The sequence below is a fragment of the Halpernia humi genome (assembly GCF_900108025.1).
Lineage (GTDB): Bacteria > Bacteroidota > Bacteroidia > Flavobacteriales > Weeksellaceae > Halpernia > Halpernia humi.
This window is the reverse complement of sequence record NZ_FNUS01000001.1, coordinates 785,805-811,991: the sequence shown is the minus strand read 5'-3', so window position 1 is coordinate 811,991 and position 26,187 is coordinate 785,805. Positions and strand designations below refer to the sequence as shown.

The 26,187-nt window shown below is 33.2% G+C and carries 25 protein-coding genes; 10 read left to right on the top strand and 15 right to left on the bottom strand.

Annotated features, from left to right (window positions below):
• Positions 1-34: 34 nt before the first annotated feature.
• Positions 35-1,807: an Ig-like domain-containing protein gene (locus tag C4S29_RS03770; RefSeq protein ID WP_103912774.1), complete on the top strand. Its 1,773-nt coding sequence runs from the start codon at positions 35-37 to the stop codon at positions 1,805-1,807.
• An 85-nt stretch (positions 1,808-1,892) separates the two neighbouring features.
• On the top strand, positions 1,893-2,351 hold the full coding sequence (locus C4S29_RS03765) for a heme-binding domain-containing protein (RefSeq protein ID WP_103912773.1): 459 nt from the start codon (positions 1,893-1,895) through the stop codon (positions 2,349-2,351).
• Here C4S29_RS03765 and C4S29_RS03760 read toward each other — a convergent pair.
• The 5 genes from C4S29_RS03760 to C4S29_RS03740 form a co-directional block, all read right to left on the bottom strand.
• Complete coding sequence (locus C4S29_RS03760) at positions 2,338-2,853, bottom strand: NUDIX hydrolase (RefSeq protein WP_103912772.1); 516 nt, start codon at positions 2,851-2,853, stop codon at positions 2,338-2,340. The two genes, C4S29_RS03765 and C4S29_RS03760, sit on opposite strands and share 14 nt — an antisense overlap.
• A 148-nt stretch (positions 2,854-3,001) precedes the next feature.
• A complete protein-coding gene (gene xerD, locus C4S29_RS03755) occupies positions 3,002-3,919 on the bottom strand; it encodes a site-specific tyrosine recombinase XerD (RefSeq protein ID WP_103912771.1) in 918 nt (305 codons plus the stop codon).
• Between the two features lie 12 nt (positions 3,920-3,931).
• Positions 3,932-4,366 (bottom strand): deoxycytidylate deaminase, encoded by a 435-nt coding sequence (locus C4S29_RS03750; protein ID WP_103912770.1) that lies wholly within the window; start codon positions 4,364-4,366, stop codon positions 3,932-3,934.
• A complete protein-coding gene (locus C4S29_RS03745; protein ID WP_103912769.1) occupies positions 4,366-5,133 on the bottom strand; it encodes an enoyl-CoA hydratase-related protein in 768 nt (255 codons plus the stop codon). Before C4S29_RS03745 ends, C4S29_RS03750 begins: the two co-directional genes overlap by 1 nt.
• Positions 5,134-5,185: 52 nt before the next feature.
• Positions 5,186-6,679, bottom strand: a complete 1,494-nt coding sequence (locus C4S29_RS03740; RefSeq protein WP_103912768.1) for a catalase — start codon at positions 6,677-6,679, stop codon at positions 5,186-5,188.
• A gap of 98 nt (positions 6,680-6,777) precedes the next feature.
• Between C4S29_RS03740 and C4S29_RS03735 the strand changes: the two genes are divergently transcribed.
• From C4S29_RS03735 to C4S29_RS03710, 6 genes are all read left to right on the top strand, one after another.
• Positions 6,778-7,728, top strand: a complete 951-nt coding sequence (locus C4S29_RS03735) for a hydrogen peroxide-inducible genes activator (RefSeq protein WP_103912767.1) — start codon at positions 6,778-6,780, stop codon at positions 7,726-7,728.
• Positions 7,729-7,916: 188 nt separating this feature from the next.
• Positions 7,917-9,197 carry a methionine adenosyltransferase gene (gene metK / locus C4S29_RS03730; RefSeq protein ID WP_103912766.1) on the top strand — a complete coding sequence of 427 codons (1,281 nt, stop codon included), beginning with the start codon at positions 7,917-7,919 and terminating at the stop codon, positions 9,195-9,197.
• 73 nt (positions 9,198-9,270) lie between these two features.
• On the top strand, positions 9,271-9,756 hold the full coding sequence (locus C4S29_RS03725) for a hypothetical protein (protein WP_103912765.1): 486 nt from the start codon (positions 9,271-9,273) through the stop codon (positions 9,754-9,756).
• Between the two features lie 172 nt (positions 9,757-9,928).
• Complete coding sequence (locus C4S29_RS03720) at positions 9,929-10,519, top strand: RNA polymerase sigma factor (protein ID WP_103912764.1); 591 nt, start codon at positions 9,929-9,931, stop codon at positions 10,517-10,519.
• A 214-nt stretch (positions 10,520-10,733) separates the two neighbouring features.
• Positions 10,734-11,429, top strand: a complete 696-nt coding sequence (locus C4S29_RS03715) for a YjjG family noncanonical pyrimidine nucleotidase (protein ID WP_103912763.1) — start codon at positions 10,734-10,736, stop codon at positions 11,427-11,429.
• A complete protein-coding gene (locus C4S29_RS03710; RefSeq protein WP_103912762.1) occupies positions 11,430-11,915 on the top strand; it encodes a hypothetical protein in 486 nt (161 codons plus the stop codon). It begins immediately after the preceding gene.
• Here the strand turns inward: C4S29_RS03710 and C4S29_RS03705 are convergent.
• From C4S29_RS03705 to ileS, 9 genes are all read right to left on the bottom strand, one after another.
• The gene (locus tag C4S29_RS03705; protein WP_103912761.1) at positions 11,912-12,322 is read right to left on the bottom strand and encodes a hypothetical protein; all 411 of its coding nucleotides are present in this window, start codon (positions 12,320-12,322) and stop codon (positions 11,912-11,914) included. The two genes, C4S29_RS03710 and C4S29_RS03705, sit on opposite strands and share 4 nt — an antisense overlap.
• An 85-nt stretch (positions 12,323-12,407) precedes the next feature.
• Positions 12,408-13,376 carry a tryptophan--tRNA ligase gene (trpS, locus tag C4S29_RS03700; protein WP_103912760.1) on the bottom strand — a complete coding sequence of 323 codons (969 nt, stop codon included), beginning with the start codon at positions 13,374-13,376 and terminating at the stop codon, positions 12,408-12,410.
• Positions 13,377-13,408: 32 nt separating this feature from the next.
• Positions 13,409-13,756: a HepT-like ribonuclease domain-containing protein gene (locus C4S29_RS03695; protein WP_103912759.1), complete on the bottom strand. Its 348-nt coding sequence runs from the start codon at positions 13,754-13,756 to the stop codon at positions 13,409-13,411.
• Complete coding sequence (locus C4S29_RS03690; protein WP_317045063.1) at positions 13,749-14,042, bottom strand: nucleotidyltransferase family protein; 294 nt, start codon at positions 14,040-14,042, stop codon at positions 13,749-13,751. The genes C4S29_RS03695 and C4S29_RS03690 overlap by 8 nt, the downstream gene beginning before the upstream one ends.
• A 58-nt stretch (positions 14,043-14,100) precedes the next feature.
• Positions 14,101-14,739, bottom strand: a complete 639-nt coding sequence (locus C4S29_RS03685; RefSeq protein ID WP_103912757.1) for a lipoprotein signal peptidase — start codon at positions 14,737-14,739, stop codon at positions 14,101-14,103.
• A 1-nt stretch (position 14,740) separates the two neighbouring features.
• Positions 14,741-14,926, bottom strand: coding sequence for a hypothetical protein (locus C4S29_RS03680; RefSeq protein WP_103912756.1), 186 nt, complete (start codon positions 14,924-14,926; stop codon positions 14,741-14,743).
• 1 nt (position 14,927) lies between these two features.
• A complete protein-coding gene (locus C4S29_RS03675; RefSeq protein WP_103912755.1) occupies positions 14,928-15,185 on the bottom strand; it encodes a DUF6576 domain-containing protein in 258 nt (85 codons plus the stop codon).
• Between the two features lie 14 nt (positions 15,186-15,199).
• Positions 15,200-15,580: a TraR/DksA family transcriptional regulator gene (locus C4S29_RS03670; protein WP_103912754.1), complete on the bottom strand. Its 381-nt coding sequence runs from the start codon at positions 15,578-15,580 to the stop codon at positions 15,200-15,202.
• A 69-nt stretch (positions 15,581-15,649) separates the two neighbouring features.
• On the bottom strand, positions 15,650-19,048 hold the full coding sequence (gene ileS, locus C4S29_RS03665) for an isoleucine--tRNA ligase (RefSeq protein WP_103912753.1): 3,399 nt from the start codon (positions 19,046-19,048) through the stop codon (positions 15,650-15,652).
• Between the two features lie 226 nt (positions 19,049-19,274).
• Here ileS and C4S29_RS03660 point away from each other — a divergent pair, with 226 nt between their 5' ends.
• Complete coding sequence (locus C4S29_RS03660; protein WP_103912752.1) at positions 19,275-22,790, top strand: T9SS type A sorting domain-containing protein; 3,516 nt, start codon at positions 19,275-19,277, stop codon at positions 22,788-22,790.
• Positions 22,791-23,080: 290 nt separating this feature from the next.
• Here the strand turns inward: C4S29_RS03660 and C4S29_RS03655 are convergent, their stop codons facing one another.
• On the bottom strand, positions 23,081-23,488 hold the full coding sequence (locus tag C4S29_RS03655; RefSeq protein WP_103912751.1) for a DUF4395 domain-containing protein: 408 nt from the start codon (positions 23,486-23,488) through the stop codon (positions 23,081-23,083).
• A gap of 104 nt (positions 23,489-23,592) precedes the next feature.
• On the opposite strand from C4S29_RS03655, the gene topA reads away from it, so the two are divergent.
• Positions 23,593-26,139, top strand: a complete 2,547-nt coding sequence (gene topA / locus C4S29_RS03650; protein WP_103912750.1) for a type I DNA topoisomerase — start codon at positions 23,593-23,595, stop codon at positions 26,137-26,139.
• The last annotated feature ends 48 nt before the right edge of the window (positions 26,140-26,187 follow it).

Below are 26,187 nucleotides of genomic sequence, written 5' to 3'. Positions count from 1 at the left end.
AAATTCCGTAACTTTCCGCCGAATTTTACCTTCAATGAAAAATTACTTATATCTATTTATTTTTGCTTTTTTTGCATTTTCTTGCGCACGCGTTGGTTCGCCTGTGGGTGGTGCAAAAGACACTATTGCGCCCAAATTTTTAGGTTCCAACATAGATTCTTCACGCATCAACGTGCCGAGAGATATTAAACAATTGCGTTTGGATTTTGATGAATATGTGAAATTAAAAGACATCACCAAAAACCTTATTATTTCGCCACCAATTCAGCAAATTTCTAAAATTTATCCTTCCAATTTATCCACAAAATATGTTTTGATACAATGGAAAGATACTTTGCAAAAAAACACTACTTACAGTTTTAATTTTGGAAATTCTATCCAAGATAATAATGAGGGAAACATTTTGCCTTATTTTAATTTTGCATTTTCTACGGGCGATAAAATTGATGATTTGTATATAAGTGGCGTTGTGAAAGATGCTTTTGCAACTAAAAAGGGCACTAGCGATGGCAAAGAAAAAAATATTGTAGTCGGCTTGTTTCAAGTGAAAGATTCTATGAATTACCGTCAAAAACCTTACTACATCACAAAAGTAGATCCAGACGGTTATTTTGAACTTAATTATCTTTCTCCAGGAAAATACAAAATCATAGCCTTTGAAGATGAAAATGGTAATTCTGTGTTTGATAATGGGAAAGAAAAAGTGGGTTTTCTGAAAGAGGAAATAGATTTAAAACAAAATATTTCAGGCTTAAATTTGGATATTTATCCATCAAAACCAGTCGAAAAATATGTGGAATGGAAACCAGAAACAGGCGGGATTTTGCTTTTGTTTGAAGGCCATCCAGAGGAAGTGAAAGTAGAAGCAAAAGGAAATTTACTGAAGAATTATAAAGTTTTTCATGAGCCAAAATCAGACAGTGTTAATATTTATTTTGATGCACAGCGCGAAAATATTGGCTTGCAAAATTCACAAAATCTAAAATTTTCTTACGAAATACCTTCAAAAAAAGACAGTATTTCACTCTTCTACAAATACGACCCGAAAAGTGTGATGGAACTTAGTAACCGAGAAGGAAATGTGTTGCCGCCAAACAGAGATTATAAAATTTATTCTAATCTTCCGATTGAAACTATTTTACCTGAAAAATTTTCATTGCTTTCAGATAGTATAAAGCAGGATTTCAAGGCTGAAATTTCAAAATTAAATCCGCATGAAATTTACATTAAAGCAGATTTTAAAGAAGGAAAAAAATACCAATTAACGGTTTTAAAAGAATCTGTAGCCTCTTATTTTGAAAGTATTGCGAAATCTTACCAATGGAATTTTGAGATTGATAAAGCCGAAAATTATGGCAGTTTTACTTTAAATTTAATTAATAAACCAGAACATCCGTTTTGGATTCAGCTTTTAGATAATACCCAGAAAATTATATATCAAAAAAAATCTACCACGGCAGAAAATAAGTTTACAGAACTAAAACCGGGAACTTACAGCGTCAGAATTTTAGTGGATAACAATGAAAATGGCGTTTGGGATACTGCGGATTTTACAACGCAAACTTATGCGGAAGATGTCTATAATTTTAATAAAAAATTGCGCGTAAAACCATTGTGGGAAATTGTGGAATCTTGGGATTTGAAAAATCAATTGCCAGCCGATGATGGCGAAGATTTGCAAGATGAACCTGTGCAAACTAGTCTTCCAAACCAAGCAGACAAAAAATCGGAGGATAAAACAAATGGCGATGCAAATAAAAAATTTGAGTTGAAAACCGGCCGAGATGATAGCCTTGATAGACAATAATGAAATCGCTATAAAAAAGTTTGTAAAAAAACGCCAGCGATGTTGAGCGATTGAATACGAGCTATAAAAAAATAAATATCTACAAATGAAAACGTTTAAAACTATTTTATACTGGTTTTTGGTGGTAATTGCAGCGATCCAGTTCATACCAATTGATAGAACTAATAAACCTGTAAAAAAATCAGAAAATTTCGTAGATGTTGTGAACGCGCCGCCAAAAATACGCGCGTTTTTAAAAAATGCCTGTTACGACTGCCATTCCAACGAAACCATTTATCCAGATTACGCCTTTATTGCGCCGATTTCTTGGTCTATAAAACACCACATCAACGAGGGGAGAGAACACCTAAATTTTTCTGAATGGGCTACTTTTAATTCGGATTTAAAGGAAAGTATGCTCACAAATTCCATCGAAGAATTGGATGGTAAATCTATGCCGATGACAGCTTATATTCCCTATCATCCGAAAGCCAATCTTAGCAACGCGCAAAGAAAAGTTTTAACTTCTTATTTTGAAAAATTGCTAAAATCTAAGAAATATTAAAATATTTTTTCAAAAATTTTCGCTGGGAATCGAAAGCGATGTCCTCTAATTTAATATTTTCTTTTTCAAGCCAAAGCGTTTCAGAAATTTCTTCTATCTGAAGATTAAAATCGCTTCCAGCAGCCATTTCATACAAGTAAAATAAATCTAAAGTGTTGTATTTAATGTTTTTATAAAGATATATATTTGGTAAACTGCCAATATATTTTAGATTTTCTGCTGTAATATCAAGATTTAACTCTTCTTTTAGCTCTCTTACACAAGTTTCTTCCCCAGATTCTTTTGGGTCTGTGAAACCGCCGGCCAGATCCAAAAAGCCTTTTTGTGGATTTTTATTTCGTCTCGTAAAAAGATATTTTTCCTCAAATTTAATTAAAACCGCAACTGCTGCCGCAACATTTTGGTACATTACAAAATCGCAGTTGCTGCAAGTTAATTTTGAAACATTGTTCCAAATTAAAGTTTCGTGGCCGCATTTTGGGCAAACTTTGAGTTCTTCCATTTTAATATAATTTTGATTAGCATAAGAGTTTTTAAAATTTTAAAAGCAAAAGATCATCTCGTAATAACAAGCAAATTATAAGATGGCAAAAGCAAAATTTGCTGTTCAACTTTTTTCCTTTAAAAAACGTTATGTATAATATTTCTTTTTAGGCTTTTGTGGTAAATTTATTTCTCGGGTGATAATTTAGAATCACATCCCGCAATTCTTCCGTTTGTAAATGCGTGTAAATTTCTGTAGTTGTAATGCTCGAATGCCCAAGCATTTCTTGAATATATCGCAAATCTGCGCCATTTTGAAGCAAATGTGTCGCAAATGAATGCCGAAAAGTGTGCGGTGAGATTTTCTTTTTAATGTTGGCTTTTAGGGCCAAATCTTTGATGATAATAAAAACCATAACGCGAGTCATCGCATTGCCGCGTCTATTCAAAAATAAAATGTCTTCAGATTTTTTATTAATTTTAAAATTAATTCTGATTTTTTTTATATAATTTAAAATAATTTTTGCCGTAAAATCTGCGAGAGGTACGAAGCGCATTTTGTCGCCTTTTCCATAAACGCTCACGTAATTTTCTTTAAAATTAATATTAGAAATTTTTAAATCTATTAATTCAGACACGCGCAAACCGCAGCCGTAAAGCACTTCTATAATACAATAATTTCTTTCGCCAAGATCAGAACTGCGATCTACGGCATTTATCAATTTTGTAATATTTTTTTCCGAAAGTGTATCTGGCAAATAAAGCCCAAGTTTTGGCGCTTCTAAAAGCGAAGTCGGATTGTCTTCGCGGATCTCTTCTGCTACCAAATATTTAAAAAAAGATTTTATGGAAGACAACCATCTGGCTTGCGAGCGTTCGCTAGATTTGGTTTTAGAATTTTGAAACAAATATTCTTGGATTTGCACATAAGAAATATTTTCTGGCGTGGCTTCTGGGAGATTTTCTGAAACATATTTTTTCACCTTATTAATGTCCCGCAAATAAGCATCTAAAGTATTTTTAGAGAAATTTTTTTCTAAACGCAAGTAGTCTTCAAATTCTTTAATCCTTTCATTCCAGTTCATTTTACGTTCTATTTAAGCCTCAATAAGTTGCTTTTTATCAATTTTTAAAATTTCTATTTTGTGTTCTTTTAAAAATGAAATCCCATCAAAATCTGAATAATCCTCCATGTAAACTAATTTTTTAATACCCGCTTGCAAAATTAATTTACTGCATTGTTTGCACGGTGAAAGTGTGATGTAAAGCGTGCTATCTTTTGCAGATTGCGTGGATGAAGCCAATTTTAAAATTGCATTTGCTTCTGCATGCAGCACATACCAATGTGTATTTCCGTCTTTATCTTCGCAGCAATTTTCAAATCCAGATGGCGTACCGTTGTAACCGTCAGAAATTATCATTCTGTCTTTCACGATTAATGCGCCCACTTTTTTTCGTTTGCAATAAGACAATTTTCCCCATTCTATCGCCATTTTTAAGTAGGCGATATCAAATTTTGTTGTTTCTGCCATTAAAAATTGGGTTTTCTTTTTTCTAAAAATGCAGTGACGCCTTCAGTTTTGTCTGCTAAATCAAAGACTTCTCCGAAGGATTTTATTTCAGTTTCAAAGCCTTCTGCGGTGTCAGATAAGTTAACCGCTTTGATGGCTTTTTCAATTGCGAGCGGGGAATTTCTGGAGATTATGTTGGCTAATTCCATACATTTATCTAAAAGTTCTTCGCTAGAAAAAACTTCATTTACCAAACCAATTTCTTTCGCTTTTTGAGCAGAAATCATTTTTGCCGAAAAAATCATTTCATTTGCCATTCCTTTTCCGACTAATTTCGGCAATCTTTGCGTGCCGCCATATCCCGGAATTAAGCCTAAAGTCACTTCTGGCAAACCCAATCTTGCGTTTTCGGACGCATATCTAATGTGGCAAGACATTGCTAATTCTAAACCGCCGCCTAACGCAAAACCATTGACTGCTGCGATAACCGGTTTGCTTAAATTTTCAATTTTATTAAATAATTTATTTTGCCCATTTCTGGCTAAATCTTCTGCTTTTTCGGATCCGAAATCGCTAAATTCTTTTATGTCTGCACCTGCCACAAAAGATTTTTCACCAGCGCCCGTTAAAATGACGGCGCGACAAGTTTTATCTTCATTAATTGCAGAAAATGCGTTAGACAGTTCTTCAATTATGGTTTTGTTTAAAGCGTTTAAACTTTCAGGTTTGTTGATGGTGATGCTGCTTACAAAGTTTTTCTTTGATATGTTGAGAAATTGATAGTTCATTTTGTTAAATTAAAAGATGAGATGCAATTTATGAAATTTGAAATTAAAACTATTATTGGTCTTTAGAATGGCTCATCATTTCGCCATCAATTTTTACATTCAATTGTGAGGCGATTCTCATGCCCAGTTCTATATTTGCACGAAAAAAATGGCACAATTGACGGTTGATGATTTCATCTTTTCTTTCGCCTTTTATACCGCTCATGTGAGACACAATATTTTGGATTAAATTTTTTCTTGCTTCTTCGTTCATTGCTTTTCTATAAAGCAATCCAGGCTGGGTGTAATGATCATCGTCATTTGCATTTCGGTTGTAATTTGCGATATGAAGACTATCTAAATCATATTCAAAATTCTTGTATTTTTCTTCAGGTTTTACGTCGCCAAAACTGTTTGGGAAATAGTTGGGCGCATCTTTATAATGGCTAGAATTTGCCATAAAGCCATCACGCTGAAAATTATTAAAACCAAAAGGACAGCGGTTTACTTCCAGTTGATTCCCATTTACACCAATTCTATATCGCGCTGCGTCTGCATAAGAAAATAATCGACCTTGGAGCATTTTATCTGGCGAAAAGCTGATGCCATTAATTAAGTTACTTGGCGCAAAAGCGGCTTGCTCCACGTGTGCAAAATAATTATTTGGTATTTCATTGAGTTCCATTTCACCTGCTTCTATCAAAGGAAATTCGTCTTGAAACCAAACTTTTGTAACATCAAAAGGATTCCAGCGAAACTCTTTGGCTTGTTCTTCCGTCATGACTTGGATGTACATTTTCCATCTCGGGAAATCGCCTTTTTCGATAGCATTTACTAAGTCTTCTTGTGCAAAATCTGGATTTTCGCCTTGCATTTTTTTTGCATCTTCGGCAGAGAAATTTTTGATGCCTTGCTGGGTTTTAAAATGAAATTTCACCCAAACTCTTTCGTTGTTTTGGTTTATCATAGAAAAAGTGTGAGAACCAAAACCGTGCATGTGTCTGTATCCGTATGGCGTTCCACGTTCCGACATCAATATTAAAACTTGGTGCAAACTTTCGGGGTTTAAACTCCAATAATCCCACATCACAGTTGTGTCACGCAAATTGGTTTTCGGGATTCTTTTTTGGCTATGAATAAAATCTGGAAATTTTTTGGCATCTTTTACAAAAAAAACGGGAGTATTATTACCTACTAAATCCCAATTTCCATCTTCGGTATAAAATTTTAAGGCAAATCCTCGTGGATCTCTTTCTGTATCTGCGCTGCCTTTCTCGCCAGCAACAGTAGAAAATCTTGCGAAAAGTTTACAAGAATTTCCGATGTTTGAAAATAGTTTCGCTTTTGTATATTTTGAAATATCATGCGTAACTCTAAAAGTGCCATACGCGCCACTTCCTTTTGCGTGAACGACTCTTTCGGGAATTCTTTCTCTCACAAAATGCGCGAGATTTTCTTGCAAAATAAAATCTTGCAGAAGAATTGGCCCTCTTTCACCAACAGATTGTGAGTCTTCATGCTCGAAATAGGGCGAACCTGCGCTGTTGGTTAATTTTTTAGAATTCATTTTTGAAAGATTTAATTATGACAAATTTAAAATAAAGTTTTTCTTAAAGGTAGAAAATTCTAAAAACATATCTATCTTTGTTTTAATTATTATAAGAAATGAACATTCAGCAGTTAGAATACCTCATTGCGGTAGATAAATATAAACATTTTGGCAATGCGGCGCAATCTTGTTTTATTACGCAACCTACTTTGAGCGCTATGATTCAAAAGTTTGAGGAGGAATTAAATGTTAAGGTTTTCGACCGAACTTCTCACCCCATCCGCACTACAGATATGGGCTTAGAGATCATTAAACAAGCAAAAATAGTTATCGATGGCGTGATGGAACTTCGCAATAAAGCCGATGAACTTAATAATATTTTGGGTGGAACTTTAAATTTAGGGATTATCCCTACCGTTTCAGGTTGCTTGATTCCCACGGAGATATTTGATTTTATTTCGGCCAATAAAAGTATAAAATTGAATGTAAAAGAAATGACCACTGAGAATGTTTTAAAAGCCGTGAAAAGTGGCGAATTAGATGCTGGGATAATTTCTACGCCATACGATGGAGCCGAAGAGTTTTTTCAAACCTTTATATTTAATGAAGAATTAATGGTTTATTCTGCGTTGGAACAAAGTGATAAAAAAGAATCATTCGTAATTCCCGAAAAAATAGATGTTGATAAAGTTTGGCTTTTGGAAGAAGGCAATTGTCTGCGAAATCAATTTGAAAAAATTTGTCATTTAAAAGAAAATTCTACCAAACCAAAAAATTTAGATTTTCTTGCAGGAAACATCAGTACTTTAATTCATATGGTTGATAAAATGGGCGGCCTTACTATTTTACCAGAAATTGCGGTGGAGCAATTATCAGATTTGCAACGGAAAAATGTGGCTCGATTTGTGAAGCCATTTCCGTATCGTGAAATTTCAATTATCTACTACAAACCAACCTATAAACAGAAAATTATTGATGAGTTGGTAAGTTTTATTCAGCATTCTTTGAGTTCAAAACTTAATTATTATAAAAATCCAGCAGATTTTGTTTCAATTAAAGCAAAGTAAATTAATGACTAAATAATTGTTAGAATTGAATATTATCTATAAATTTGCACCTGTAATTTCGAGGAAAAATTTGAACTGATTGCAACCTCTCAAAAAAAATGCTAAAACAGATATTCTCTTTTAGTCTTTTGTAAGGTTCTATTTTTTTTCTATTTTTTCTATTTTTTAAATTAAAATAATAAAAAAATATGTCCTATCTATTCACTTCAGAATCTGTTTCTGAAGGCCATCCAGACAAAATTGCCGATCAAATTTCTGATGCTTTAATTGATAATTTTTTAGCATTTGATAGAGATTCAAAAGTCGCTTGTGAGACATTAGTAACTACTGGGCAAGTAATCTTGGCAGGTGAAGTGAAATCTACCGCCTATCTTGATGTGCAAAAAATAGCGCGAGATGTGATCAATAAAATAGGTTACACCAAAAGCGAATACATGTTTAATGGTGAATCTTGTGGCGTAATATCAGCCATTCACGAGCAGTCTCCAGATATAAACCAAGGTGTAGATCGCATCAAAGGTGAGGCAGATTTTGAAACCAAAGCAAATGCGCAAGGAGCAGGAGACCAAGGGATGATGTTTGGATATGCAACCAACGAAACAGAAAATTTTATGCCGCTTGCTCTAGATTTAGCGCATACTATTTTAAAAGAATTGTCCGCACTTAGAAGAGATAATAACGCCATAAAATATTTGCGCCCAGATGCAAAAAGCCAAGTAACAATTGAATATTCTGACGATCACAAACCTGTTAGAATTGATAGTATAGTGATTTCTACGCAACACGATGATTTTGGCGAAGAAAAGGCGATGCTTTCTAAAATTAGAAAGGATTTAATAGATATTTTGATTCCTATTGTGAAAGAAAAACAAAAACCAGAAATTCAGGAATTGTTTAATGATGACATTAAATATCATATTAATCCTACTGGGATTTTTGTGATTGGCGGCCCACACGGAGATACGGGTCTTACTGGAAGAAAAATTATTGTAGATACATACGGTGGAAAAGGCGCACACGGCGGTGGAGCGTTTTCTGGGAAAGATCCCTCAAAAGTAGATAGAAGTGCGGCTTATGCCACGCGACACATTGCAAAAAACCTTGTTGCAGCTGGCCTTGCAGATGAGGTATTAGTTCAAATATCTTATGCCATTGGAGTAGCAGAACCTTGTGGATTATTTATCGATACTAAAGGAACATCTAAAGTAAACCTAACAGATGGTGAAATTGCAAAAAAAGTACAAAAAATATTTGATTTAAGACCTTATGCAATTGAGCAAAACCTTAAATTAAGAAATCCTATTTACCAAGAAACTGCTTCTTACGGGCACATGGGAAGAGATTATTACGTTGCTGATAAGACTTTTAAAACCGTGACTGGTGAAGATTTTGTAGTAAAAGATTTAGAGTTTTTCACTTGGGAAAAATTAGACAGGGTAGAAGATATTAAGAAAGAATTTAATATTTAAAAAATAAACTGCTTTATGACTTTTCATAAAGCAGTTTTTTTTACTTTAGCGATAATATATTTTAATTTTACTAATGAAGTTCTTCAGTTTTGTAGTTTTTGGGTTTTTATTAGCGTCGCAATCTGCAAAAGCGCAGTTCACGACGCATAAAATGCTTCAGGTAGGCTATGTTTATCAAAATCAAAGTTTTGCAGAATTAGGCGGTCGTTTATTATTTTTAAAAAATGATGATCTCATCTATCGGCTCGGCGCATCTGCTTTGGTAGGAAGTGCAAATTCAAAATTCGCCATTATGCCGAAATTGCAAGGTGATGTTTTAATTAATTCTCAACGAAATGTAGATTTTTATCATTCTTATTATTTTCTTGCAGGTGCCGAAATTACATCAAAATATTATGCACCAAAGATTGGTGTAACACTTTTTGGGATTTTAGATTTAACTGGCGGATATGCCTTTCCTATCGGTAATGAGACTATTAATGGAAAACAATTGAAAGGCATTAATCTTAATTTTACTCTAAATCTACCGCTCGTAATGTTACACGATTTTTTAAAGTAATTTTAGAATTTTAGAAAAAATTTATTTTTTTTAACAAAGTATTAACTTTTTTTATTACTTTTACAACCTAATAAAAACACAACTATCGCATAATTTTACTTCCTAATTATTAAAAAACGTTCTTCACATTAATTTGTGAGTTTGTTTTTGGGTTTTAATTTAAGAAGAAATTATGAATACTTTTACCGATACCAAACTAATAAAGTCCTACCAAAACGGCTGCGAAAAATCTTTAAGTTATCTTATAAATCGATACCAAAAAGAACTTTACTCTTATATTTTTTATAAATTATTGGATGATGATCTTTCAAATGATATCTTTCAAGATACTTTTATGAAAATTATTGTAAAATTAAAAGAAGGTAAATATAATGATCAGGGCAAATTTATACTTTGGGCAAAAAGAATTGCACACAACCTCATTATAGATCATTATCGTCTAAAATCTAAACACATAAAAGTTTCTGAAACGACCTACGATAATGAAGAATTCTCAATCTTTGATCTCATAAGTGAGCAAAGTGAAAATATTGAAGAAAGAATTATTTCCGAACAAATTAATGCAGATTTATTAAGCCTTTTGGTACACTTACCAGAAAATCAGCAAGAAGTGATAAAACTTCGATTTTTTGATGGTTTAAGTTTTAAAGAAATTGCAGACCAAACCGATTCTAGCATCAACACCACTTTGGGCAGAGTGCGTTACGCATTGATCAATTTGCGTAAAATAATGGAAGAAAAAAATATTATTTTAACCAGATAACAATAATTATTAAAAGCTTTCGTTTTAATTTAAAATAAACAAAAGCCTATGAAAAATCTTGACACTCTTAAGGCCAAAATTCTTACTCCAAAAAAAGAAACCGTCTTATTCTTACTTCAATTTTCGAAAAGTATAACAGTAATAAAATCTAAAAATAAAAAATATTTAGTTTCAAAGAATTAAACTAAGTTTTAAAATATTAAATTTGTGCCCTATGAATATTCGGCACATTTTTTTTGATCTAGATAATACACTTTGGGATCACCGCAAAAACGCAAGACTTACATTAGAAATCCTTTTTAAAAGATATAAAGTAGAAGAACTCCACCAAATTACTTTTGAAGATTTTCACACCGCATACGATATCGTAAATGAAGATTTGTGGGCAAAAATTCGTGATGAAGAAATTGACAAAGAATATCTTCAAAAACACCGTTTCTACGATACTTTTTTAAAATTTAATATTGATGATTTTGAACTTTCACAGAAGTTTGAGCATCATTTTTTAGATGAAATTATCGCTTTCAACGAAGTTGTACCCGGAACTTTTGAAATTTTAGATTATTTAAAAGCAAAAAATTATCCACTTCATATTATCACCAATGGTTTTCACGAAGTAACACACCGAAAAATTGACGGTGCAAAACTCACAAATTATTTTGAAACCGTTACCTCCGCAGATGAAGTGGGCGTAAGAAAACCGAATCCGAAGATTTTTGATTATGCTTTAAATTTAGCAAATGCAACAAAAGAAGAATCTATATTAATTGGCGATGATTGGATTGCGGATTTCCAAGGTGCAAAAAATTATGGTTTAGACGTCATTTTCTTTGATGTTTTTAAAGAAAAACAGGATTTGAAAGATATTAAAAGAATTGAGAATTTAATTGAAATAGAAGATTATTTGTAAATGAAAAATCAACAATTAGAAATTACACCAAATGCTTTTTTTAAGACGAGTAGAACGCTTTATTTTGCAATTCTTGCCGGTGTCGCATTTGTAACAGTTTTCTTTTATATGGATTTAGGCAAGCAAGAATTTAAAATTGATTTTAAAAATAATATGTTTTTATTATCAATCGCTTTGGGAGTTTTAGCCATTTTGGCGAGTAATGTCATGTTTAAAAACTTGAAGGACAAAATCAGTAAGAATTCAGATTTAAGAGCGAAAATTGGTCAGTTGCAAACGGCTAATTTGGTTCGGTATGCAATTTTAGAAGTGCCAGTTTTTATCATCATTTTTGCTTTGTCCCCCGATAAAAGTTTTTTTATAATTCCTGTAATTATTTTACTTTACCTTTTAAGTTTAATGCCAAATAAAGAAAAATTAGAAGAAGATTTAAACTTGACTACCGAGCAAAAAATACAATGGAATAAAGGTGATGAAGTAATTTAATTAGCATTTAATATTAGCATTTTATATTTAATTTCGACGTTATCTCCTTCTCCGTCAAGAATTCTTTTTTCACACCAACCATAAGGAAAAAGTGTTTTTCCATTCCAAGTAAAAGGAAAAGAATTTTCTCCAAACGTTTTATGATTGCGCTCGAATTTCCCTTTTCCATGATTTTTTTCAATTACAGCAACAATATAAAAAGCATAAAATAAGGCGATCCCATGTAAACCTTCATCGCTTTTAGTTTTTTTATATTCTTGGTGTAATTCACTCAAAACGCGTTCTACACCATTAATTGATTCATCAGAATAATCCAGATTAACATTAAAATCTTTTGCAATTTCAATGGCATTTGCAAGCATTTTTGGTTTAAGTTCTTCAATGGTTTTAATTTTTTGTGCGCTCATATTAAATGAAAAAATAATCAGGTTAAATGTAATAAATATTAGTCCTTTCATTCTCAAATGCAATTAGGTAAACTCACAGTTATGCTTAAACGCCCAAACTCTCTCTCACTCTTTTTAAAGTTTCTGCTGCGATTTTTTTAGTTTTTACAGCACCTTCGTTTAGTTTCGCTTCTAATTCTGGTAAATTGTTCATGTAGTAAGAAAACAATTCTCTTTCTTTAGAATATTTAGTTAAAATTAAATTTAATAATTCCGTTTTGGCGTGTCCGTAACCGAAATTTCCGGCGAGGTATTTTTGTCTTAAAGTTTCGGTTTCTTCCGTTGAAGCCATTAATTTATAAATCGCAAAAACTTTGTCCGTTTCCGGATCTTTTGGTTCTTCTAAAGTTTTAGAATCTGTTTCAATCGACATTACTTGTTTTTTCAACTGCTTTTCTGGCAAGAAAATATTGATGATATTTCCGCGGGATTTGCTCATTTTTTGGCCGTCAATTCCGGGAACATATTTGGTGTTTTCTTGCAATTTTGCTTGTGGCAAAACAAAAACTTCACCCATTTGGTTGTTAAATCTTGCGCCCATATCACGCGCCATTTCCAAATGTTGAAGTTGATCTTTTCCCACGGGAACAATTTCTGCGTCGTACAATAAAATATCTGCAGCCATCAAAACCGGATACGTAAAAAGTCCCGCATTTACGTCTTCTAAACGATCGGCTTTGTCTTTAAAACTATGCGCTAAAGTCAATCTTTGGTAAGGATAAAAACACGACAAATACCAGGAAAGTTCCGTTACTTCTGGGATATCACTTTGGCGGTAAAAAAAAGTTTTTTCGGTATCGAGTCCGCAAGCGAGCCAAGCGGCAGCGATTTCGTAAGTGTTTTGTTTTAAAATTTCTGCGTTTTTTATTTGCGTCAAAGAATGCAAATTGGCGATAAATAAAAAAGATTCGTTGTCAGGTTTTTTCGAAAGTTCTATGGCGGGGAAAATGGCTCCCAAAAGGTTTCCTAAATGTGGTGTTCCTGTGGCTTGTATTCCGGTGAGAATTCTTGGCATTTTGATTATTTAAAGATTAAATGATTAAAAAATTACTGAAAATTAATCAGCGTTTTTATTTCTGATTTTAATTTCGGTAAATGATTGATAATTACAGCCCACATATTTTCATCGGAAATACTGTCGTAAGCATGAATAACTAAATTTCTTAAACCTATAATAGATTTTGCTTCAGATATTTTGTCTAAATAAATTTGATCTCTTTTTGTAATCTTGTTTACTGCTTCGCCAATAATTTCCAAATCTCTTTCAACAGCACGTTTAAGCATCGTATTTTGCTTATAGTTGTTAAAATCTTTTGGCATATTGATAAAATAAGAATCTATTTCTGAAATAGCAAAATCAATGTCATAGAGATATTTTAAAATTTTTTCATCCATAAATAAGTTCTTTAGTTTTATTTATAGAATTAATTAAAATTGGATTTTTTAAACTTTGAACTTCAACTAAATCTATTTTTCTATTAAATAATTTAGAAAGTTTTTCTTTTAATGAAAGATAATTATTAAAATAATTATATAAATCTATGGCTTTAAATTTTACTAATAAATCAATATCACTATCATCACGAAAATTTTCTGAAAGTGATGAACCAAATAAATAGAGATTTTCTACTTTGTGCTCTTTGCATAAAATATTAATTTCCTTCTTATTAAATAAATTCATTTTCATTTAACAAAAATAACGAAATTATTTAGTTAATGAAGTTTAGAATAAGATTTCCCTAAAACTCCAAACCATTCGGAAATGCTTTCTTTCTAAAAATAAAAAGTAAAAGTGCACCGACGGTAATTGCAGCATCTGCAACGTTAAAAATATATTTAAAAAACTCGATGTGGGTTCCGCCAATTAGGGGCCAATTTTCTGGTACATCCCAATTTACCAAGGGAAAATGAAACATATCAACCACGCAGCCTTTCATAAAAGTGGAGTAGCCGTGCCCGAATTGTGTGAGTTTGGAAACGCCGTCATAATCTATCCAACGCCCAATACTTGCTTCGAAAACCGTTCCAGAATCATATATTAAGCCGTAAAACATACCGTCTATTAAATTCCCAATTGCGCCCGCAAAAATCATCGCCATCGGAATTAGAAGATAATTTGAACTGCCCATTTTCAGCCATTTATTAAATAAATAAATCATGCCGCCAATTAAAACCAATCGCACTAAAACTAGAAAATATTTCCCGATTAATCCGCCGAAATGAAAACCATAAGCCATGCCTGGGTTTTCTACAAAAGTAAGTTTAAAACCTGGGAAAACGTTTTGAGATTCGCCGAGAAAAAAGTGGGTTTTGATGTAGTATTTTGTGAGTTGGTCTATCAATAAAATCACGATGGTGATTAGTACAATTTTCTTCATTTTAGCCTTTTGCTTTGTTTTTCCAATTGATTTTCTCCACTTTTTTATCCTGCATTTTCTTTTCGGTTTTTTTATTGTGGAAAGTGTTTTTGTGAAATTTTTCAAATTCTATATTCATATCTTTTAGCATGGTTTTCACGGCCTGAAGTTCCATCGCGTTTTTGGTATGTACAATTATAGATTCCATTTTATTTTATGTTTATTTTTTTTGATAATTCATCCAAACGTTTTTGGTCTTTTTCGGATAAATCTTTTACACCATTTTCGCCCATTTTTGAGAGTAAATGGTCTATTTCTTTTTCGCGCTCGCGCCTATCAGAGTTATATTGATCATCCATATTATAAGGTTTTTTTAATTTTTCTGGCGTATTTTTAGAAAATTTATTTCGAAAAAAGTAGAGAAAAACCACCAAAAATATGATGAAAAATAAAATGTATCCTGACATTAAAAATATAAAATTTATCGCTGCATATTTTTTGCTTCAATGCTCAAAGTAGCGTGTGGAACGGCTTTTAACCTTTCTTTCGCAATTAATTTCCCGGTAACGCGGCAAATGCCATAGGTTTTATTTTGAATGCGAACCAAAGCATTTTTCAGATCTCGAACAAATTTCTCTTGCCTTCCCGCTAGAATTGCATTTTGCTCTTTGCTTAAAGTTTCTGCGCCTTCTTCAAAGGCTTTGAAAGTAGGCGAGGTATCATCCGTTCCATTATTTTTATCATTAATAAAACTTTCGCGAATGAGCATCAAATCTCGTTCCGCCTTATCAATTTTCGCTTGTATTAGTACTCTGAATTCTTCTAAATCTGCGTCGCTATATCTTTGTCTATCTTCGGCCATAATTGTATTTTTATTAGTTTTTATAAAAGAATATTAATTAATTTTTAGTTTTTTTAATTAATTAAATCCTTAAATTTTGTTCACGTTTATTTTGAATTTTACTTCGTTAATTTCTATATTTTCAAAAATTAGAAGTGAATTTACAACCTTTATCTCATCCGACAATACTTCTGTGGAAATATAATCCATATTTTGTATGATTTCTTTTTCAAAAGTTGAATTTTCTTCAATTTCTACTAAAATTCTATCGGTTAAGTCAAATCCTTTTTCTTTTCTAATATTTTGAATTCTATTCACAAATTCTCTTGCGATTCCTTCCGCTTTTAGTTCTTCCGTTAAAGTTAAATCCAAAGCAACAGTCAGTTTATTATCCGAAATTACCGTCCAACCTGGGATGTCTTTCGTGGAAATTTCAACTTCTTCTAAAGTGATTGGAAAACCTTGAATGTCAATTGTTCCATGCTTTTCTAAAGTTGAAATATCTTCAGCATTAAAATTTGAAATCGCATTTGCAACTGGTTTCATATCTTTTCCTAATCTCGCTCCAAGAACTTTAAAGTTGGGTTTTATTTGTTTAATGATAAGATGCGAGGCTTCTTCAGCATTAATTAATTGCAATTCTTGAACATTAACTTCGCTTTTTATCAACTCTGAAACGGCCAAAATCTGTTCTTCCGTTTTTTTATCCAAAACTGGAATTAAAACTTTCTGCAAAGGTTGTCTTACCTTGATATTTTCCTTTTTTCTCAAAGAAAAAACCATCGATGTAATTTGTTGCGCCAAGTGTGTTTTTTCTACTAAACTTAGATCAATTAAATCTTCATTAACCAAAGGAAAATCCGTTAAATGAACAGATTCTGCGGTGTTTTTCCCAGAAATATTATTCAAATCTTGATACAATTGATCCATAAAAAACGGCGCAATTGGTGCAGAAATTTTCGCCACAGTTTCCAAACAAGTATATAAAGTTTGATATGCTGAAATTTTATCTTCCGAATAATCGCCTTTCCAAAATCTTCTGCGGCAAAGTCTTACATACCAATTACTTAAGTTGTCATTTACAAAAGTATTGATGGCTCTTGCGACTTTCGTAGGTTCGTAATCTTCATAAAAAGCCGTCACTTCTTTTACTAAAAGATTGAGTTCGGCCAAAATCCAGCGGTCAATTTCTGGTCGGTTTTCTACATTTTTTTCTTCATATTTAAAGTGATCTACATTTGCATATAAAACGAAAAATGAATAGGTATTATAAAGTGTTCCGAAAAATTTTCTGCGAACTTCATCAATTCCTTCTAAATCAAATTTTAAATTTTCCCAAGGATTGGCGTTAGAAATCATATACCAACGCGTCGCATCGGGACCATATTTTTCTAAAGTCGTGAAAGGATCAACAGCGTTTCCTAATCTTTTAGACATTTTTTGGCCGTTTTTATCTAAAACCAAACCATTTGACATTACATTTTTATAAGCCACAGAATCAAAAACTGCCGTTGCAATCGCGTGTAAAGTATAAAACCAACCACGGGTTTGATCGACACCTTCCGCAATAAAATCTGCCGGAAACGCTTTTCTTTCGTCTATTAATTCTTTATTTTCAAAAGGATAATGCAATTGTGCGTAAGGCATTGAACCAGAATCAAACCAAACATCAATTAAATCACTTTCGCGTTTCATTGCTTTTCCGGAAGTAGAAACCAAAATAATTTGATCAACAATATTTTTATGTAAATCAATATTCAAATAATTTTCTACCGACATATTTCCCACTTCAAATTTTGAAAATGGATTTTTTTCCATGAAACCTGCCGCGACAGATTTGTTAATTTCGGTCATTAATTCTTCCACAGAACCAATGATAATTTCTTCCTTCAAATCTTCTGTACGCCAAATTGGCAAAGGAATTCCCCAATATCTAGAACGGGAAAGATTCCAATCATTTACGTTTGTCAACCAATTTGCAAAACGTCCTTCACCGGTAGATTTTGGTTTCCAATTGATGGTTTCGTTTAATTCAACCAAACGGTCTTTTAAAGACGACATTTTTACAAACCAAGAATCCAAAGGATAATATAAAACGGGTTTATCAGTTCGCCAACAATGCGGATAACTGTGAACGTATTTTTCTACTTTAAAGGCTTTGTTTTCTGTTTTTAAAAGAATTGCCAATTCTACATCCCAAGATTTTTCGGGCGCTGTTCCAGCGTCATAATATTCGTTTTTGATGAATTTGTCAGCAAATAATTCTGGTACATTTTCACCTTTAATGAATTTTCCCTGCAAATTTACTAACGGAACTAAATTGTCATTTTTATCTTTCACCAACATCGGCGAAATATTATTTTCTTTTCCAACGCGCGCATCATCTGCACCAAAAGTCGGGGAAATATGCACGATTCCGGTTCCATCTTCGGTCGTTACAAAATCACCAATTATTACTCTGAAAGCATTTTGGGGATTTTCTGCTGGTAAAAACCACGGAATTAATTGTTCGTAAGTAGTTTCCGCTAAATCCGCGCCGGTGAATTCGGCTAAAATTTGATAAGGAATGACTTTGTTTTCGGAAGTGTAATTTTCAAAATCTTCTTCAGTTCCCGCGGCATATTTTTTTCCAAAATTTTTCTCCAGTAAAACTTTAGCCAAAACAATATTGATCGGTTCAAAAGTATATTGATTAAAAGTTTTCACCAAAATATATTCAATATCTCTTCCAACGGCAAGTGCTGTGTTTGAAGGCAAAGTCCAAGGCGTTGTTGTCCACGCTAAAATATGAATTGGAGACTCTAGATTTGAGATTTGAGATTTGAGACTGTCAGAAAGAGTTTTAACCTTAAATTGTGCGACAACAGTGGTATCCGAAACATCTCTGTAAGTTCCTGGTTGATTGAGTTCATGCGAAGAAAGTCCGGTTCCCGCTGCCGGTGAATAAGGTTGTATGGTGTAACCTTTATAAAGTAAATCTTTTTTGTAAAGTTCCTTCAGAAGCCACCAAACCGTTTCCATATATTTCGGTTCGTAAGTGATGTATGGATCTTTTAAATCGACCCAATAACCGATTTTTTCCGTTAAATCATTCCAAACATCGGTGTATTTCATCACGGCTTTTCGGCAAGCGGCATTGTAATCTTCTACCGAAATTGTTTTTCCGATGTCTTCTTTTGTAATTCCTAATTCTTTCTCAACGCCCAATTCTATTGGTAAACCATGCGTATCCCAACCGGCTTTTCTAAAAACCTGTTTTCCTTGTTGTGTTTGGTAACGGCAAAAAATATCTTTTAATGCTCGCGCCATTACGTGGTGAATTCCTGGCATTCCGTTAGCGGAAGGCGGTCCTTCGTAGAAAACATATTCTGGTTTTCCAGCACGCATTTCCACAGATTTTTCGAAAGTTTTATGTGCTTTCCAATAATCTGAAATCTGATTGGCTACTTCAGTAAGATTCAGGGATTTATACTCTTTAAATTGACTCATCAATTTTTAATTCTATTGTTAAAAAAAATAATGTGCGAAGATAAGGAAAAAAGCGCAAAATTTTATTTTAAAAAAAATTGATACTATAAAAATTCAAAGTAATTTAAAAATATGTATTGATAAAATCTATTGCAAATATTTTTTTTTTGTTTGTGTAGTTAATAAGAAAGTTTACATTTGTAATACAATTGGTGGAAAAACAATTAATAATTTATTTAAATTACTTATGCGTTTATTTCAACCCACTACAAATCTTCGTTTGCTGATAGTTTTTGCTTATTCAACAATCGCAGTACTTTTCACATCAAAATTAAATGGTCAAACTTCAGGAGGTGCTCTAACGGACTTTTCTTCTGCACCAAATAGTTATCTGTTTGATCCGTCCGATCAATTGAATGATGGTTTATATATCCCTTTAGAGAAACCTTATCAACTTTGGAAAAGCGGTCGGTATTTTAAAAATAAAGACGGTGTTTATACACCAATTCCAGATAGTGCGCTTGAAGCATCGGTGTATTGGGAGGATGTAAACGGTTTAATAAAATCTGTTTCAATTGATCAGTCTGGTGGATCGGCTGAGAAATCTAAAATCAAAGTGATTGTAGATAAATCAAAAGGTAACGGGAATGCTGTGATTGCTTTTAAAGTTAATGGAACTATTTATTGGTCTTGGCATATTTGGGTTACGGATTCGCCAGAAACAGGATCATCTTATGCACAAGGTTTTGAAACAGATTCTACCGGAACCGGTTTCACTCCAGAATACATGGATAGAAATTTGGGCGCTAAAAGCGCTAAATTTCTTGGAGATAATTGGCAAAAATCTGGTGGTTTGATGTACCAGTGGGGAAGGAAAGATCCTATTCCGCCATTGGTTTATAAAGATGGCAGTTTTTATGAAGTGACCGGCGAAGTCGGCTCTGTTCGGCATAATTACGCCGCTAATTTAGCCAATTCAACTACAATTCCTGTTTTAACTCGAGGGACGGATACAGGTTCTAATGATATTGATGAAAACATTATGTTTTCAGTAAAAAATCCTTTAAATATTATAACGCATCCTCTGCAAGATGGTACTTGGTTTTCGGATCAAGAATACAAAATAAATGACACGGATACCGATAAAATAGAAACTTGGGATTTATGGTCTGATAATGGCGGTGGAAAAAACACGAATGCAAACAGCAGTGATCCTAATTTGGCAGCGGAAAGTAAATCTTATGAATTAAAATCTGAATTTGATCCTTGTCCAAACGGATGGCGTGTACCATCACATTATGGTCGGAATGGAACCAATAATAATTTAAACCCTTTTGGAAGAAAAAATAGTAGTGAAAATGATGATATATTGCCGTCAAATAATACTATTCTACCAACAGGTATTAATGACAAATTAGTTGGAATAAAAGTCTATCCTGGGCTTGGTTTTGATTTTTCTGGGGTTTCAGAAAGAAATTTAGGTCTTATACCTATAAATGGTAATTATGAATATTATGGTCCTGATGCTCCAGGTATAAATTATGCGCCAGAAAAAAGATTAATTTATCAAGATCAGGGTTCTGATGGTGGTTTGCATCTAGCAACTTATGGTGTTGGAGGTTCGCGTAATTTTTTCTATATCAGTTCCTCCGAAGATGTAAGACTTGCTTCAACTGGTATTAATGCTTTGTACATCAATCAAGTTGCAAAAGCCAATTCTGCAAGTGGCGTGAGATGTATGCGAGATCCTAATTTCTACAATTTCCCAACCGAATTTGTAAAATCTACCAATACGCCGCAACCCAATTATGCCAAATGGATAAGAGAACCCAACAGTTTTGTAGTAATGACGGGAGATATTAATGACGTTAACGAAGATAGAGTTTTGAGATTTAGTATAAACAAAGCGTATGCAATGCAAGACTATCTCGGAGATTCTCCACAAAAAAACGGTAATATTAACACGCCAAGTGTAGAATGGACGAGCAACAAAGCATTGATAAAAAACATCAAAATTATAGGCACTTATCCAAATCAAGAAATGGAAATAGTGATTGGTGGAAAAGAAAAAGGAAATGCTGTAGTTGCATTTAGAAATGGAAACAATGGCGTTTGGGGAAACTCAAATCCGGATAAAATTTTGTGGAGTTGGCACATTTGGGCGCCGGTTACAAATCCTTTAGATTCTTTGTCCAATGTTACATATACCACAGAATCTATAGAAAATGGAGGTATTATTCCCACTTCCAATCCGCAAATAATTTATCCAACTAAAAGTCTTTCGCCACCTCTTACCACTACTTTTATGGATAGAAATTTGGGCGCTTTATATGCATTGCCATCCTATTTATATCGGCCAAATCTTAGCGAAGAATTAAAAACTAAAATCATGATTCAGCAATCTGGGGGGCTGCAATACCAATGGGGAAGAAAAGATCCTATGCCATCATTTCATTATCCGGGCGGTACCCAATATATTTCTGGGCATGTAAACAGTGTAACGGTTGCTCCTACTTATAATGTTTTTAGACAAATAAATACGGATGAGTTTGGAAATGTAATTTATGATGATATTCCTCTCACAGAGAGTACTTTTATGTCAACAAACGAATCAAGCGGCGGATATTCTAGAGAATGGAATACATATAAAACAGAGGCAGGAATCTCTAGCAACGATCCAAAAAATATTAAAATAAAAAAAATTCTTAAATATGCAGTGGAAAATCCACTCTCATTTATGTTTAGAAATAAGACTGGAAGTGAAATCGCTTTCGACGGCGCAGGCACACTTAGTCAAAAATCAGCAGAAGTAAAAGACTGGCTTTCAGATGAAAATGGGCAGTTCCCTGAAAGATGGGGACATGCTAATGAGAAATCACCATTTGACCCTTGTCCATCAGGATGGCGCGTTCCAGATACCAGCACCGTAGCAGTTTTTGCCGGAAATTCCCAAGGAAGTTATGCGAAAGGAAATTCACCTTGGTTTTATAACGGCTACAACACCAACGAGAGTTTTTATAATTATGGCATAGCCCAAAATACAATTGCAGATTTAACTGGAAACGCAAACAACAATGCCTTAAATGAAAAAAAATACCCTGGTTTTGCACTTTCCATCACCACAGAGTCTGTATTGCCAAGCAGCAGAACAGGTTGGGTTTTTAATTCTGTAAACACAAAATTCCATATTGGAAATATTCCTACAACTGGTATAAGAGGAATGTATGGTGGCAATGACTGGAAAAATCAAACCTATGCGGCATTCCCAACAACTGATAATTTCAAATACCAAACCGGTTTATGGACAAGTTCTATGGCAGATTATTATTCAGGATTTGCAATTGGCTTGAACCTTTCCAGCGTTTCTGGCTATGGTGGAAAGCTAGCCTCAGGAAGTCCTTTTTATCCGCAGGCCGCGATGGGCGTTCGCTGCGTGAAATATACGGAGCGCTACATGGCAGATTTGCCCTATACCTACAATCGTCAAGAGCCAGTTAATCTTCAACTCATTGAAAATTATTTAGCAAATTCTGTTGTTCATGGCAAATCGGAAATAAAAATGTATCCAAATCCCGTGAGTGATTTTCTTTATATTTTAAATGATAAAGATCTGCCTTATAAAGTTTTTGACACTAGTGGTAGAATAATCTTAAGTGGAAATACAAAAAACAAAAAAATTGATATGTCATCTCTAACTAAAGGTCTATATTTAATTCAGATTTATGGAAATGAAGTTCACACAGAGAAAATATTTAAAAAGTAATATTCTAGTTTTCGAAAGAATATTTAATTTTGATATGTGTGTCCGTTTTTAGTAATAATGAGGTTCAATTTGTGAACTTTGCTATTTGAAACGCCTTTGCGTCCATAATTTCAGAAGTGTTACAAATTAATTTTTTGTATCGTCTTCGAGACGAGAATAAAAATTAGCACTATGCTTAAAAACGGATATACATTAATTTTAATATCAATTGAAAGAGATGGGCTCTTTTTGATAAAAATTAATAATTTGAAAACTACTTTAAAAAAAAATCTTGAATTTCTCTTTTTTAATTAAAATTTGCTTTTTGAAGTATGGTAAAAATTATAAACATAGCAACCTGCACAAATATTGAAAAATGCTTCTAATGCTGCGAAAAATATAAATATTAAACTGATATAAAGCGAATTAAAAGTCAGTAAGTTTAAAATAATTAATAGTAAAGAAAACACAAAACCAATTTTTGCAGCAAACTGTTTCGGTGGAAAAAAAACGCTAACTTCTTTTAGTTTTAAAAATTTAGATACTAAGAGACTTAAATTTCCTAAAATGCTAAATTTTCCATAGCCAAATGCTCTTAAAAAGAAATCTATTGCTAGAAAAATTGGAATTAATATTAAATTAGATTCTATAAAAAGCAAAACAAGAATAAATACCCAAAATGCCGTTAATCTAATCTTATTTTCTGTTGCTTTTATCATTTTTTATTTAATTAGCAACTGCAAAAATAGAATTTTATAAATAGAAATCAGTATTTAAAAATTTCAGTTAAAAAAAAACTTCTACTTTTGCAAAAATTTCTTTTATGTCAAAAAATCTCGTAATTGTAGAATCTCCAGCAAAAGCCAAAACTATTCAGAAATATTTGGGTAGCGATTTTGAAGTGAAATCCAGCTTTGGACACATCAGAGATTTACCTAAAAAAGGAATGGGAATAGACCTTGAAACCTTTACGCCCGATTATGAAGTGTCTGCGGATAAGAAAAAATTGGTCGCAGAACTAAAAGCCGCCGCAAAAAAAGCAGATATTATTTGGCTTGCTTCCGATGAGGATCGCGAAGGAGAAGCCATTTCTTGGCATTTGGCGCAAGAATTAAAATTAAAGGAAGAAGACACCAGAAGAATTGTTTTCCACGAGATTACAAAAAATGCAATTTTAAAAGCAATAGAAAACCCAAGAAAAATTGACCAAAATTTAGTTAATGCACAACAAGCAAGACGCGTTTTAGATAGAATAGTAGGTTTTGAAATGTCGCCGGTTTTATGGCGAAAAGTAAAAACCGGCCTTTCTGCAGGAAGAGTGCAATCTGTCGCTTTAAGATTGGTGGTGGAACGGGAAAAAGAAATAAGAGATTTTCAAGCAACCTCTTCTTATAAAGTGGAAGGAACCTTCATTAATAGTGAAAAGCAGGAAATTTTATCTAAATTAAAAAAGGATTTTGTAAAAGAAAGTGAAGCAGAAGATTTTTTAAACCAAGCAAAAGATACAGAATTCAAGGTTTTAAACGTTGAAAAAAAACCGGGAACACGTTCTGCATCTGCGCCTTTTACAACATCCACTTTGCAACAAGAAGCGTCTAATAGATTAGGTTACAACGTTACCAATACGATGCGAATTGCGCAAAGATTATACGAAGAAGGTTTCATTACTTATATGAGAACCGATTCTGTGAATCTTTCAGATGAAGCAATAGTTGCCGCAAAATCTCAAATTATTTCAGAATTTGGAGAAGAGTATTCTAAACCGAAAAAATTTACCACAAAATCCGCTTCCGCACAAGAAGCGCACGAAGCGATTCGTCCAACAGATTTTAGTTTAAAATCAGTTCCAGATGCGCAACAAAATAAATTATACCAATTAATATATAAAAGAACTTTAGCATCGCAAATGGCAAATGCTAAAATTGAAAAAACCGTTATTGAAATCGGAAATAAATCTCTGCCGCAACATTTTGAAGCCGTTGGTGAAGTGATCGTTTTTGAAGGTTTTTTAAAAGCGTATGGCATTGAAAAAAATGACGATGAAGACGCAGAAGACAACAGCAAATTGCTGCCAAAAGTGAACATTGGTGAAATTTTAAATTACAAAAAAATCACTGCTACACAGAAATTTACGCGCGCTTCAGCAAGATATACCGAAGCCGGTTTGGTGAAAAAACTCGAAGAACTAGGTATCGGAAGGCCTTCAACTTATGCACCAACGATTCAAACGATTCAAAATAGAGAATATGTTGACAAGCGCGAAATTGAGCCTCAAGTAAGAGAAATTTCAAAATTAACTTTAACCAAAACTTTAAAGAAAGAAATTTTAGAGGAAAAATTTGGTGGCGATAAAAATAAATTTGTCCCAACTGATATTGGTGAAGTAGTGACGGATTTTCTAACGGCTAATTTTGCAGAAATTTTAGATTATGGTTTTACGGCTAAAGTAGAACAAGATTTTGATGATATCGCAAATGGCTCAGAAAAATGGAAAGAAACTTTGCAGGCTTTTTACAAAGATTTTCACCCGAAAATAGAAGACGTTCAAGAAAATGCAGATCGTGCAAATGGTGAAAGATTGCTCGGGAAAGATCCAAAAACGGGTAAAAACGTTTACGCAAGAATTGGCAGATTTGGCCCGATGGTGCAAATTGGCGAGCAAGATGACGAAGAAAAACCAACTTTCGCAAGTTTAATGGCGAATCAAAATATTTCCACTTTAACGTTTGAAGAAGCCTTAGAATTATTTAAAATTCCGTTTGATTTAAATGATTATGAAGGTGAAAAAGTCTTGGTTGGCGTCGGAAGATTTGGACCTTATGTGAAGTGGGGCGAAACCTTCATCAGCATCCCAAAAGGTATGGATCCATTTTCTGTAAATGATGAAAAAGCAATCGAAATTATTGAGGAAAAGAAACAAGCCGATGCACCAATTACAAGTTATAAAGGAAATCCGGTAACAAAAGGAACAGGTAGATTTGGTCCATTTATTAAATATGATGGGATGTTCATTAATGTTCCAAAACGATATAATTTTGAAAATTTATCTCAAAAAGATATTGACGAATTAATTGAAGCCAAGATTGAGAAAGAAGCCAATCGCTATATTCAACAATGGCCAGAAGAAAAAATTTCGATTGAAAATGCAAGATGGGGTCCGATAATTAAACATGGTAAAAATATTCATAAAATCCCTAAAACCAAATCTGGCGAAAAATATGAAGTTGAAGATTTGAAAGAAGTGGTTCTGGAAGAGGTGAAAAAATGGATTACCGAACAAGATAAAAACGCATTTAAAGAAAAAGTAAAAAAAGCACCTGCGAAGAAAAAGCCCGCAGCGAAGAAAAAACCTGCCGCGAAAAAGAAATAATCATACTAAAGTTGTAATTGCTTTTTAACTAAACGACTTCACAACTGT

What these genes read in the sequence shown, in the direction of transcription:
- C4S29_RS03770 (WP_103912774.1), top strand. Translation starts at nt 35, where the DNA reads ATGAAAAATTACTTATATCTATTTATTTTTGCTTTTTTTGCATTTTCT.
- C4S29_RS03765 (WP_103912773.1), top strand. Translation starts at nt 1,893, where the DNA reads ATGAAAACGTTTAAAACTATTTTATACTGGTTTTTGGTGGTAATTGCA.
- C4S29_RS03760 (WP_103912772.1), bottom strand. Translation starts at nt 2,853, where the DNA reads ATGGAAGAACTCAAAGTTTGCCCAAAATGCGGCCACGAAACTTTAATT.
- xerD (WP_103912771.1), bottom strand. Translation starts at nt 3,919, where the DNA reads ATGAACTGGAATGAAAGGATTAAAGAATTTGAAGACTACTTGCGTTTA.
- C4S29_RS03750 (WP_103912770.1), bottom strand. Translation starts at nt 4,366, where the DNA reads ATGGCAGAAACAACAAAATTTGATATCGCCTACTTAAAAATGGCGATA.
- C4S29_RS03745 (WP_103912769.1), bottom strand. Translation starts at nt 5,133, where the DNA reads ATGAACTATCAATTTCTCAACATATCAAAGAAAAACTTTGTAAGCAGC.
- C4S29_RS03740 (WP_103912768.1), bottom strand. Translation starts at nt 6,679, where the DNA reads ATGAATTCTAAAAAATTAACCAACAGCGCAGGTTCGCCCTATTTCGAG.
- C4S29_RS03735 (WP_103912767.1), top strand. Translation starts at nt 6,778, where the DNA reads ATGAACATTCAGCAGTTAGAATACCTCATTGCGGTAGATAAATATAAA.
- metK (WP_103912766.1), top strand. Translation starts at nt 7,917, where the DNA reads ATGTCCTATCTATTCACTTCAGAATCTGTTTCTGAAGGCCATCCAGAC.
- C4S29_RS03725 (WP_103912765.1), top strand. Translation starts at nt 9,271, where the DNA reads ATGAAGTTCTTCAGTTTTGTAGTTTTTGGGTTTTTATTAGCGTCGCAA.
- C4S29_RS03720 (WP_103912764.1), top strand. Translation starts at nt 9,929, where the DNA reads ATGAATACTTTTACCGATACCAAACTAATAAAGTCCTACCAAAACGGC.
- C4S29_RS03715 (WP_103912763.1), top strand. Translation starts at nt 10,734, where the DNA reads ATGAATATTCGGCACATTTTTTTTGATCTAGATAATACACTTTGGGAT.
- C4S29_RS03710 (WP_103912762.1), top strand. Translation starts at nt 11,430, where the DNA reads ATGAAAAATCAACAATTAGAAATTACACCAAATGCTTTTTTTAAGACG.
- C4S29_RS03705 (WP_103912761.1), bottom strand. Translation starts at nt 12,322, where the DNA reads ATGAGCGCACAAAAAATTAAAACCATTGAAGAACTTAAACCAAAAATG.
- trpS (WP_103912760.1), bottom strand. Translation starts at nt 13,376, where the DNA reads ATGCCAAGAATTCTCACCGGAATACAAGCCACAGGAACACCACATTTA.
- C4S29_RS03695 (WP_103912759.1), bottom strand. Translation starts at nt 13,756, where the DNA reads ATGGATGAAAAAATTTTAAAATATCTCTATGACATTGATTTTGCTATT.
- C4S29_RS03690 (WP_317045063.1), bottom strand. Translation starts at nt 14,042, where the DNA reads ATGAATTTATTTAATAAGAAGGAAATTAATATTTTATGCAAAGAGCAC.
- C4S29_RS03685 (WP_103912757.1), bottom strand. Translation starts at nt 14,739, where the DNA reads ATGAAGAAAATTGTACTAATCACCATCGTGATTTTATTGATAGACCAA.
- C4S29_RS03680 (WP_103912756.1), bottom strand. Translation starts at nt 14,926, where the DNA reads ATGGAATCTATAATTGTACATACCAAAAACGCGATGGAACTTCAGGCC.
- C4S29_RS03675 (WP_103912755.1), bottom strand. Translation starts at nt 15,185, where the DNA reads ATGTCAGGATACATTTTATTTTTCATCATATTTTTGGTGGTTTTTCTC.
- C4S29_RS03670 (WP_103912754.1), bottom strand. Translation starts at nt 15,580, where the DNA reads ATGGCCGAAGATAGACAAAGATATAGCGACGCAGATTTAGAAGAATTC.
- ileS (WP_103912753.1), bottom strand. Translation starts at nt 19,048, where the DNA reads ATGAGTCAATTTAAAGAGTATAAATCCCTGAATCTTACTGAAGTAGCC.
- C4S29_RS03660 (WP_103912752.1), top strand. Translation starts at nt 19,275, where the DNA reads ATGCGTTTATTTCAACCCACTACAAATCTTCGTTTGCTGATAGTTTTT.
- C4S29_RS03655 (WP_103912751.1), bottom strand. Translation starts at nt 23,488, where the DNA reads ATGATAAAAGCAACAGAAAATAAGATTAGATTAACGGCATTTTGGGTA.
- topA (WP_103912750.1), top strand. Translation starts at nt 23,593, where the DNA reads ATGTCAAAAAATCTCGTAATTGTAGAATCTCCAGCAAAAGCCAAAACT.